The organism is Butyrivibrio sp. AE3006 (assembly GCF_000424165.1).
In the GTDB taxonomy this organism is placed as follows: Bacteria; Bacillota; Clostridia; order Lachnospirales; family Lachnospiraceae; genus Butyrivibrio.
In genome coordinates this window covers 20709-32073 of the sequence record NZ_AUJJ01000031.1, presented here as the reverse complement: position 1 = coordinate 32073, position 11365 = coordinate 20709, and the positions used below count along the sequence as shown (strand labels likewise).

11 protein-coding genes and 1 tRNA gene are annotated in these 11365 nt (G+C 42.5%); 11 read left to right on the top strand and 1 reads right to left on the bottom strand.

The genetic code is table 11. The annotated features are described in order from the left end of the window. On the top strand, positions 1–268 hold a 268-nt coding region (locus G603_RS23325; RefSeq protein ID WP_026670717.1), incomplete at its 5' end, for a transposase. 521 nt (positions 269–789) lie between these two features. Here G603_RS23325 and G603_RS0114910 read toward each other — a convergent pair. Then, positions 790–871 (bottom strand) — tRNA-Leu (locus tag G603_RS0114910). A 105-nt stretch (positions 872–976) separates the two neighbouring features. Here G603_RS0114910 and G603_RS0114905 point away from each other — a divergent pair. From G603_RS0114905 to G603_RS0114860, 10 genes are all read left to right on the top strand, one after another. After that, entirely contained in the window at positions 977–1216 is a 240-nt protein-coding gene (locus G603_RS0114905; RefSeq protein ID WP_026670716.1) for a DUF3781 domain-containing protein, read from the top strand. 188 nt (positions 1217–1404) lie between these two features. Beyond that, entirely contained in the window at positions 1405–2112 is a 708-nt protein-coding gene (locus G603_RS0114900; protein ID WP_026670715.1) for a spermidine synthase, read from the top strand. A gap of 204 nt (positions 2113–2316) precedes the next feature. After that, entirely contained in the window at positions 2317–3414 is a 1098-nt protein-coding gene (locus G603_RS21695) for a GGDEF domain-containing protein (protein WP_026670714.1), read from the top strand. Positions 3415–3431: 17 nt separating this feature from the next. Then, the gene (locus G603_RS0114890; protein ID WP_026670713.1) at positions 3432–5030 is read left to right on the top strand and encodes an MBL fold metallo-hydrolase RNA specificity domain-containing protein; all 1599 of its coding nucleotides are present in this window, start codon (positions 3432–3434) and stop codon (positions 5028–5030) included. 223 nt (positions 5031–5253) lie between these two features. Beyond that, a complete protein-coding gene (locus tag G603_RS0114885; protein ID WP_026670712.1) occupies positions 5254–6525 on the top strand; it encodes a leucine-rich repeat protein in 1272 nt (423 codons plus the stop codon). A 42-nt stretch (positions 6526–6567) separates the two neighbouring features. Continuing rightward, positions 6568–7419, top strand: a complete 852-nt coding sequence (gene thyA, locus G603_RS0114880) for a thymidylate synthase (protein ID WP_026523140.1) — start codon at positions 6568–6570, stop codon at positions 7417–7419. An 86-nt stretch (positions 7420–7505) separates the two neighbouring features. Continuing rightward, positions 7506–7994, top strand: coding sequence for a dihydrofolate reductase (locus G603_RS0114875; RefSeq protein ID WP_026523141.1), 489 nt, complete (start codon positions 7506–7508; stop codon positions 7992–7994). A 201-nt stretch (positions 7995–8195) separates the two neighbouring features. Next, positions 8196–9305, top strand: coding sequence for an ABC transporter substrate-binding protein (locus G603_RS0114870; protein ID WP_026670711.1), 1110 nt, complete (start codon positions 8196–8198; stop codon positions 9303–9305). 191 nt (positions 9306–9496) lie between these two features. Next, entirely contained in the window at positions 9497–10378 is an 882-nt protein-coding gene (locus tag G603_RS0114865) for an ABC transporter permease (protein ID WP_026670710.1), read from the top strand. Between the two features lie 14 nt (positions 10379–10392). Further along, positions 10393–11184 carry an ABC transporter ATP-binding protein gene (locus G603_RS0114860; protein WP_026523144.1) on the top strand — a complete coding sequence of 264 codons (792 nt, stop codon included), beginning with the start codon at positions 10393–10395 and terminating at the stop codon, positions 11182–11184. Positions 11185–11365 lie beyond the last annotated feature (181 nt).

The following is an 11365-nucleotide window of genomic DNA, read 5'->3' as shown; positions in this document are numbered from 1 at the left end:
CCCTGAGCGTATGAGACGTTTCTATAGAACTACAAACTATCTGGAACGGCTCAACAAGGAAATAAAACGCAGGTCAAATGTGATCGGTGTATTTCCAAATGTACAATCCATTATCAGAATCATGGGAAGTGTCTTACTTGAGCAAAATGACATGTATATGGCTCAGAATAAGATATCACTCACCAGAAAAGACTTTGATGAGCTGAACAACTCGTCAGCGAAACTGATAGAGATTGCAAAGGAACAGCAACGACTTTTAGCGGCCTGACAATTGGATACCTAAAGGTAATTTACACACAATAAAGGACTTGACCATAAAGCACAGAAAAAAGTATATAAAAGTGCATCATATTTCTATCCTTATATACCTGTCTCGCTCAGTCGCTTACAAAAAGATATATAATTTTTATGTATATTTCTATCTTATATACCTGTCTCCAAGTATTCGTTTTTACAACAACGCAAATGTAAAATGGGATTAAAAAAATCAGTATTCATATAGTATTTATACATCTATAATACTACACAAACACTGATATTAATTAATGCAGAAGATGGGGCGCACGACGTTCGGGGAACGTCGGCTTTGCGCCGACCGAAGCGGAGAGGAGATTGAACCCACACGCCGTATCTTTTTTACTACATTTCTGACTACATTAACTATGTTTTAAGGTGCTTTTCGGTGGTAAATAATAACTCTCAATAAAACAAGTGAAAGAAAAGAAAAATCAGTATCTATCTAGTGTTTCGGTACTTCCATAACACTCTATAAATACTGACAAAATAAAATGCAGAAGAAGGGACTTGAACCCTCACGCCTTGCGGCACAGGAACCTAAATCCTGCATGTCTGCCAATTCCATCACTTCTGCTAACTGTTATAATATACTCTATGGGTGGGCTGCTCGTCAATTTTATTTAGGCTTATTTTTGAGTCTATTTCGGAATTGTCTGACTTAGATAAAGGGAGACCGGTTATGGAGAATATACTGATAGCAAATATTGATAGAGTACATACAACTGAAATGGGAGTGGACAGGATCAGGAGGAACCTTGGGCTTGGAGATAGTGATGTAGTTGCGTGGTGTAGGGAGAAAATCCTTGATGCAAACGCAGTTATAGAAAGACAGGGCAAAAACTGGTACGTTCACATCGATGGGTGCGTAATTACAGTCAATGCAAGTAGTTATACTATCATTACGTGCCATAGGGAATGAATCATCATAACAGTGTGAGTATTCTCTGACATGCTGGAATTTGAAAAATTGAAAAAGCAGCAGACAGGCCTATGCTAGAACCATCGTAATATCGTTTTGGAGGCCGCCTTGGAAATTACAATCAAATATGTCATCATGGAAACAACACCAGATACGCACACCATTCCAATACATCATAGGAGCATAGAATGACTCTGTTTGAACAATTCATGTTGTTCCTGTTTCCCAGGACCAGGTTCAGGTCGAAGGACAGGCACATAGAGATACGAGATACAATTGAAGATGGAAGAGCGGTGAGGCTTTTGCTCTATGACGGCGTGAGGGAATCCGGGATGTATTTGGATGAGCATGGTGATAAGGATCCGCTGTTTAAGTACATGCGGACGCTGAAGCTTATGACAGAGCACCACAAAGGATTGAACAACGCTCTGCTGATAGGCGGAGGCGGCTTTGTATTTCCAAAGATATTCCTAAAAGATCATCCGGAGCGGACCATGACGGTAGTCGAGGTTGATGCCGGATATGTGAATCTGGCAAAGAAGTATTTTGCCCTGGATACGAATGACAAAAGGCTCACCATAAAGATTCAGGACGGCCTTGAGTTTATCAGGCAAAACAGTAATTATGCGGCTTATGATCTTGTTATTTTTGATGCTTATACAGGAAGCGCTGCTTCGAAGGCAATTTTATCAAGGGACGCGTTAAGGCAGGTCTATTCTATGCTAAGACCAAACGGCATCTATGCGCTCAATCTTATTAACGAGGCTCATGATGTCATTTCCATGGAAACGCACATGACAAACGAGAGCCTCAAGACCATTTTCGCACACACAAGAATTGTCAGATGTCCCGGCGGCGGAAATTGTATCCTTATGGCATCCGATCGCAAGCTATAGTCGGAGCAGATTTATCGCCTATCGCAGAACGGCTAATAGCAAATCTTCAGACAGATGATATCGGACACTTTTCTAATTACATCTATTCAAAACAAGCAAAATTTAGGCTTAACAACCCCAATTGTTAAGCCTTTTTATATTTTCTTAATTTGCATCCACTGTTACATGGAATTAAAATTAATGTATATAGTAGGAGATGATTTCATGACGAAATCCGAGATTACGAAAAACAAAATCAGGCGCGTGTACAAGGATGAAGTAAGTGGCGATTTTCAGGATGTGCTTGTGGTAAACAGCATAGTCATTAACTTCTTTTGGATACATTTTGTGCTTGAATTATGTTATATAGGCTTCAAAAATAACCCCATGGTGATCATAAATATCTTCAGCATGCTTACTTATGCTATCGCAAATTACTTTGTCAGAAAAGGTAATGTGCTTGTTGCAGCGTGGATATGCCTGTGGGAGGTTTATGTCCATGCGGTTTGCGCGACGATTTTCATGGGCGGAGAGTGCGGCTTCTATCAGTGGCTCTTCGGGCTTTTCTGCGCCATATTTGTTCCCTTTGTTTCACCAATACTTCAGGAAAAAGAGAGAAAAGGAAGCCAGATTTATGCGGTTCTCCTTGTGCTCACATATATTGCGCTGGTTGTACTTACGTGGAAAGACATATTCCCAAAGCATTTCCATCCCTCGCAGATGGCACAGAGAGTTATCTATTGTCTGAACTCAATAATCGGTTTCTTCTCGGTTATGGTCTATACGCGAATGTACACCAGCCGCGTGGGACGCAGAAATGAAGCTCTTATGAAAAAAGCGGACTATGACCAGATGACCGGTTTTTATAACAGACAACGTACCCAGCGGGTTCTTGAAAATGAGATAAAAGTTCAGTCGGAGAGGAAATTCCCTCTTAGCATCGCCATAATGGATGTGGACTTTTTCAAAAATGTTAATGATACATACGGACATCTTGCCGGGGATTTTGTATTAAAAGAGCTTTCAAAGATATTAAAACCCGCCATGGATCAAGGCATGATCGTTGGCAGATGGGGCGGCGAGGAATTTATTCTGATAAATCCCGAAGAATATACTTATCCTTCGTTTTGCATGGCTATTGGAGGAATATGCCGCATTATAGAAGAGCATGAATTTGTTTTCAGGGGGCAAACGATACCGGTTACGGTTTCAATCGGTTCGGCCAGCTATTCCACCGGAATGGATTTGGAAAAGCTGTTGCAGGATGCTGACAGGAAGCTGTATCAAGCAAAAGAAAGCGGACGAAACAGAGTAATCTGCTAAGCTAGAAGGAGGTGCCTATGAAACTTGGATTCATTGGTGCAGATCATGAAGTTACAGGAAGCTGCCACTACATTGAGGCCTGCGGAAAACACATTCTGGTTGACTACGGAATGGAGCAGGGAAGAATATCTTTTGAGCATGTCGATCTACCGGTCAATGAGGCCCAGATCGATTATGTTTTTTTGACCCATGCCCACATAGACCATTCGGGCAATTTGCCGCTTCTCTATGCCAGAGGTTTTCGCGGGAAAATATTTATGACAAGACCAACCGCCGATCTTTGCAGCATAATGCTAAGAGACTGTGCGCATATTCAGATGCAGGAGGCTGAGTGGAGAAGCCGTAAAGGAAAAAGAAATAAGGACATCAAGCAGATAGAGCCGCTTTATTCAATGGAAGATGCGGATAATACTCTGCGCCATATTGTGGCCTGCGATTATGGTACTAAGATCGATATATGTGAAGGTGTTCAGATCAGGTTCACAGACATCGGGCATCTGCTTGGTTCTGCCAGCATAGAAGTGTGGCTCAATGAAAAGAACGTAGATAAAAAGATAGTATTTTCAGGGGATATCGGTAATTACGATCAGCCCATTATCAAGGACCCTGCGCTCACCACAAGCGCTGACTATGTGGTTATGGAGTCAACCTATGGTGACAGATATCATGGGGAAGAGCGGCCGGATTATGTAAAAGAGCTCACTGAGATTTTGAACAGAACCTTTGCAAGAGGCGGAAATGTGGTAATTCCGTCATTTGCAGTTGGCAGAACTCAGGAGATGCTGTACTTCCTAAGGACCATAAAAAAGGAGCACCTTGTTACTGCGGTAGATGATTTCCCTGTTTACGTGGATTCGCCCATGGCTGTTGAAGCTACAGAGGTTTTCACGGATCATGCCATGGAATGCTACGATGAAGAAGCCATGGAGCTTGTGAAAAATCACATCAATCCCATTTCCTTCCCCGGGCTGAATCTTGCGATTACAACAGAGGAATCAAGGGCTATAAATGAAGAGGATACACCCAAGGTTATCATCTCTGCATCAGGCATGTGTGAGGCAGGACGTATAAGACATCATCTTAAGCACAATCTGTGGAGAGAAGAATCCACCATCCTTTTCGTGGGATATCAGTCAGTTGGAACTACGGGCCGTGCCATAATTGACGGCGCAGAAGAGGTAAGGCTCTTTGGCGAGACTGTGGATGTGCGCGCAGAGATCTGTAAACTTACCGGACTTTCAGGACATGCCGACAAGAACGGTCTGATCGACTGGTTACAGGGTTTTAAGGAAAGACCGAAAAAAGTATTCATAGTTCATGGTGAAGACGGAGTTTGTACATCATTTGCCAATTGCCTTAGGGATGAATACGGATACAGTTCCTACGCACCCTATAGCGGAACAGAGTTTGACCTTATCTCAGGTCAGATAATTAAGGAAGGTATTCCCAAGGAAGCTGTCAAGAAATCCACGAAGCTTGTATCTGATGTATTTACAAGACTTAAGGCAGCAGGTGCTAGGCTTACTGCAATCATTGCAAGAAGCGAAGGCATGACCAATAAAGATAAAGCAAAGTTCGCTGATCAGATAATTGCACTTTGCGATAAATGGGAATGATCTGTATGTAGAACCTGAGAAATTAAGCCTCATTGTCATTGGACAATGGGGCTTATTAATGTTCACTACATTTAGGGGTTAAACGTTTTAGTACTAACATTTTGGCTCTATATATGGTAAACTAAATGATGGTTTTAGGTTCTTTGCGTTTTGCGTAATAATCTAAATGGGGATTATATAATGAATGCAGGGAACTGAGTTCATTATGATAGGAGACAAGTGTATGAGAAAAGGAATAATTATGGCTCTTGCATGCGCAGCTATGATCTGTGCAATGCCTTTAAGTGCCAAAGCAGAACTGATTGAGGGAGGTCGAGATCAGGCACATGCTACTACTATGACTAATCAGGAGGAGTATGTTGAAAAGGAAGTCAGCGAGACCAGGGAATATTACTATAAGTTTAAGGCCGACAGTCAGGAGGGTATTCATCTTCTGAGTTTTGAATCCATGGTTAATAGTTCAAGCACATATAGCCAGGTTACTGTTCAGGTTATGGATAATTATGGCAATGTTGTCGACGGTACTTCGACAGGTGGTCCGGGTACTCAGTGCAAAAAAGAGACATTTGGTAATACTGTTGATATCGTGCTTCCTTTAAGCGGACTTGCAAAGAGTGAGTGGTACTACATCAGAGTAAATACCAATGATGGCGATGCTACTAAGAAATTAGAAATGGAAAATAAACTTAAGATGAGATTTGTGGCATTCAGACCTGCAGATAACTTCAATGTGAAGAATACAGGCAGTGCTCTTAAGCTCACCTGGGATAATGTACAGTATGCAAATAAGTACAATTCACTTAGATCATTTGACGGTTTCCAGGTAGGACTGTTCTCCGCTAATGGTTCCAGAGCAAAATATATCGGAAACGGTGGAGCAAAAGAGTATTCTCTTCCTGCAAACGATGCAGATCTGGTCGCTCTTGGCTATCCCGCTAAGGAAGTAACAATAAAGCTGGGATGCCTTCAAGAGTATCACTCTGAATTCGATTATGATTTCAAAGTTACAAAATGTGTCTATACCGGTGCATATAAGACATCGGTTGTAAAAAAGGCAACAAAGTCAGATGTTTCAGGTCTCAAGTACAAGATTACCAATGTTAAGGGTGACGGAACAGGTACTGTTACAGTTCTTGGTTTTGCAAATAAGAACAAGGCTACCAAGAAGGTAACGATCGGATCAAATGTAAAGATCAATGGTACAAGCTATAAGGTTACAGCTATTTCCAACAAGGCATTTGCCGGCAATAAGACAGTTACATCCGTTGAGATCGGAGCTAACGTAACTTCTATCGGATCAAATGCATTTGATAATTGTCCTAATCTTAAGACCGTAACTATCAAAGCAACGAATCTTAAGAAAGTCGGAAGTGGTGCTTTCAAAAGAGTAAACAAGAAGGTTAAGTTTAAGAGCCCCAACAAGACTCTTAACAAGAAGTATAAGAAGCTTCTTAAAAAGAAGACTGTATCCGGTGCGAAGTATTCAGTAGGTTAAGTTTTCTTTTAGACGCGATGGTGTTTTACCCGGAGGAGAGGCATGAGTAAAGCTGATGAGATTTTCATAAATATGTGCAAGGATATCCTTGAAAACGGTACAAGTACCGAGGGAGAGAAGGTTCGTCCCCATTGGGAGGATGGAACACCTGCATATACTATCAAAAAGTTTGGCGTAGTTAATCGCTATAACCTGGCAGAAGAGTTTCCTATTATGACCCTTAGGAAAACTGCTCTTAAGAGTGCAACGGATGAGATGTTGTGGATATGGCAGCAGAAGTCCAACAACATTCATGATCTTCACAGCCACGTTTGGGATGAGTGGGCTGATGAGACAGGCTCCATCGGAAAAGCCTACGGCTATCAGATGAGCATTAAGCATCAGTATAAAGAAGGCATGTTTGACCAGGTTGACAGAGTTATCTATGACCTTAAGAATAATCCCTTCAGCAGACGAATCATGACTAACATGTATGTACACCAGGATCTTTCAGAGATGAACCTGTATCCTTGTGCCTACAGCATGACCTTCAATGTGACACAGAAAAAGGGGGAGGACAGACTCACACTTAATGCTGTTCTTAACCAGCGCTCACAGGATGTTCTTGCCGCAAATAACTGGAATGTTGTTCAGTATTCTGTGCTTGTTCACATGCTTGCACAGGTATGCGATATGAATGTGGGAGAGCTTGTTCATGTTATTGCAGATGCACATATCTATGACAGACACGTGGATCTCATAAAAGAGCTTATTAGCCGTACACCTAAGCCGGCACCTACCTTCAGGCTTAACCCTGATGTTCATGATTTTTATGAATTCACAAGGAATGACGTATCTCTTGAGAACTACGAGGTAGCAGGAGATCAGATAAAAGATATTCCGATAGCGATATGATGTTGGTAGAATTGCGGGAGCTGGAACAGCGCAGCAATTCTGAGTATCATCAAAATAAAAGCCAGAATAATAACCCGGAGGATTACATGAAAATTATTTTATCAGCAGATGAGCATTGGGGAATCGGCAACAAAGGACAGCTTCTTATCAGAATTCCCAATGATATGAAGAATTTCAGGGCAGAGACCATGGGTAAGGTTCTTGTATATGGAAGGAAGACTCTTGAGACTTTTCCCGGACAGCAGCCCCTTGAAGGCAGGAAAAACATCATCCTTTCAACCAATCCTGATTATGTGGTAAAAAATGCCACCGTTGTTCACAATCTGGATGAACTTAAGGATGCTATCGCAGAGTATGATACAGACATCGTATATTGCATAGGCGGAGCCAATGTTTACGAGCAGCTTCTTCCCATGTGCGATACCTGCATTGTGACTAAGATTGATCGTACTTTTGAGGCAGATCGCTTCTTCACAAATCTCGATGAGGATCCTGAGTGGGAACTTGCAGAAGAGAGCGATGAGCAGGCATATTTTGATACAACTTATACCTTCAGAACTTACAGAAGGATTTGAGAAAACCAGAAATAAGATTTTCTAAAAAGCAGTGATAAAAATCGCTGCTTTTTTATTGACCAAATCAAATGTTTGAGATATTATAATAAATATTCACTTTGACGGTTTAAAGTGTCAAAGAAAAACATTTTAGTTGAACATGCTATGTGAAGCCGCATTACTGCTGGCTTTTGCATGTATCATAAGACGAGGAGGACAGATATGAAAAAGAAGATTCTTGCCGCAGTTCTTAGCGGCGCAATGATTTTCAGCCTTGCAGGTTGTGCCCGCACAGCAGGTGGCAACACTACAGCTACTGAGGAGACTCAGACAGAGGCAGCTACAGAGACAGCTGCTGCAGAAGAGAGCACTGAGGAAGCTGCTGAAACTACAGAAGAGAGCACAGACGATGCAGCACAGGCTGAAGCAGGCAAAACATTCCACGTAGGTGTAATCCAGCTCGTTGAGCATCCTGCACTTGATGCCGCAACAAAGGGCTTTGAAGAAGGCCTTCAGGCAGCACTTGAGGCTGATGGATATTCAGTAGAGTTCGACTATCAGAACGCACAGGGTGAGCAGGCTAACTGCGCTACCATCGCAACCAAATTCGTAAATGACAAGGATGACCTTATCATGGCTAATGCTACTCCTGCACTTCAGGCAGTTGCAGCAGCTACAGGTGATATCCCGGTAGTTGGAACATCAATCACAGATTACAAGTCTGCCGGTGTTATCAATGACAATAACGCACCCGGAACAAACGTAACAGGTGCTTCTGACCTTGCTCCCGTTGATGAGCAGATCGCACTTCTTCAGAAGCTCGTTCCCGATGCTAAGCAGGTTGGTATCCTTTACTGCTCATCAGAAGCAAACTCCAAGTTCCAGGTAGACCTTGCAGCAGCTGCACTTGATGCTGCAGGAATCAGCTACAAGGAGTACACAGTTGCTGATTCAAATGAGATCCAGTCAGTTGTAACAAACGCTATTGCTAACAGCGACTGCCTCTACATTCCTACAGACAACACAATCGCTGATAACATGTCAATCGTAAAGAACGCAGCATGGCCTGCAAAGCTTCCCATCATCTGTGGTGAGGAGAACATGTGTAAGAACGGCGGTCTTGCTACACTTTCAATCAGCTACTACGATCTTGGCGTAACAGCAGGTAAGCAGGCTTACGAGATTCTTGTAAATGGCAAGAACCCCGCAGAGATGCCTATCGAGTATGTTTCAGAGGGTATCACAAACGAATACAACCCTGAGACAGCAGCAGCTATCGAGTTTGACGAGAGCCTTCTTGAGGGTCTTGTAGCAATCGAGATGGGTGAGTAAGCAGTCTTACATGAAAAGATAATTCTTTGAAAGAGTGAAGGTGCTCAAAGTCGCGGGCACCTTCTTATTTGCCTTTAGCAAATAAGCGCTCCGCGGGGATGCGCAGCTCGTGACAAGGTAATTTGCTGCTTCGCAGCATCACTCGCGCGCGTGAATTTCGCAAGCGAAATTCTATATTAAGGAGTTAGGTTATGGTTTCACTACTACATGCACTGCCGGGTTCCGTGGCACAGGGACTTATTTGGGGAATTCTGGCTATCAGTGTTTTTCTTACTTTTAAAGTCCTTGATTATGCGGATATGACAGTTGACGGTTCATTCTGCACAGGCGGAGCAACATGCGTAATGATGATGCTCTCAGGCCACAACGTATATGTGTCACTTCTTTGCTCATTCCTTGCAGGAATGGTGGCAGGCTATGTTACAGGTCTTCTGCACACAATGCTCAGAATACCTCCCATCTTGTCAGGTATCCTTACACAGCTGGGCCTTTACTCAGTTAACCTGGCTATCATGGGAAAATCAAACCAGGCTATCAGCGTTGACCAGTATGCGCTTATTGTAAGTCTCAGATTCATCAACTACTCAATTCTCATGAGCGTAATCATTGTAGGAATCATTATTTTCTTTCTTTATATGTTCTTTGGAAGTGAGATCGGATCTGCCATTCGTGCAACAGGTTGTAACCAGAACATGGCAAGAGCCCAGGGTATCAACACAGGAAGATGTATCAGAATCGGACTTATTGTAAGTAACGGACTTACTGCTTTTGCAGGCGGTCTCTATGCACAGTATCAGGGTAATGCCGATGTCAATGCAGGTCGTGGTGCTATCGTAATCGGTCTGGCAGCTGTTATTATCGGTGAGGTTATTTTCGGATCAAGACACAACTTTGCAGTACGTATGGGCGTTTCCGTTGTAGGTGCCATCATCTACTATATCGTAATCGCCGTAGTACTTCAGCTTGGTCTTCCTTCAACATACCTTAAGCTTCTCAGTGCGGTACTTGTTGCTGTATTCCTTGGAATTCCTGCTATTCAGGGATATCTTGGAATCAAGGTCAAGCAGAGATAAGGAGCGGATAAGATATGTTAGAGATTAAGAACTTAGTAAAAATTTTCAATAAAGGTACAATTAACGAAAGAGTCGCTCTTAACGGTGTAAACCTTACTCTTAATGATGGAGATTTCGTAACTGTTATCGGTGGTAACGGTGCAGGAAAATCAACAATTCTTAACGCTGTTGCAGGCGTATGGCCCATCGATGAGGGCTCCATCGTACTTAACGGACACGACATCACAAAGCTTCCTGAATACAAGAGAGCAAAGTATATCGGTCGTGTTTTCCAGGATCCCATGATGGGAACTGCTGCTACAATGCAGATTGAGGAAAATCTTGCCCTGGCTGCAAGACGTGGACAGAGCAGAGGCTTAAAGAGCGGTATCAATAATAGCGAGAGAGCTCAGTACAAGGAGCTTTTAAAATCTCTTGACCTTGGACTTGAGGACAGACTTACAAGTAAGGTTGGTCTTCTCTCAGGTGGACAGAGACAGGCCGTAACACTTCTTATGGCGTCTCTTAAAAAGCCTGATCTTTTACTTTTGGATGAGCACACAGCTGCTCTTGATCCCAAGACAGCCAAGAAGGTTCTTGAGATTTCAGAGAATATCATTAAGGAGCATAATCTTACTGCCCTTATGGTTACTCACAACATGAAGGATGCCATCGCTCACGGCAACAGACTTATCATGATGAGCGAAGGTAAGATCATCTATGATGTATCAGGCGAAGAAAAGAAGAACCTCAAGGTTGCCGATCTTCTTCAGAAGTTTGAAGAAGCAGGAAATGATGAAGTAAACGACGCTATGGTACTTTCCTAATTCACCTATTACCGGAACTTTCCGGATAGGCTCTTTATGGCTGACATAATAACCGACTGACAATGTGCCATATTTGAGCATAAAATCCAATAAAATGGATGCATAACCGAATTATAACCGTTTTAAATAAAAGGTTGTAATTCGGTTATTTTTATGCTATCATACAGATCACCCGAAATAT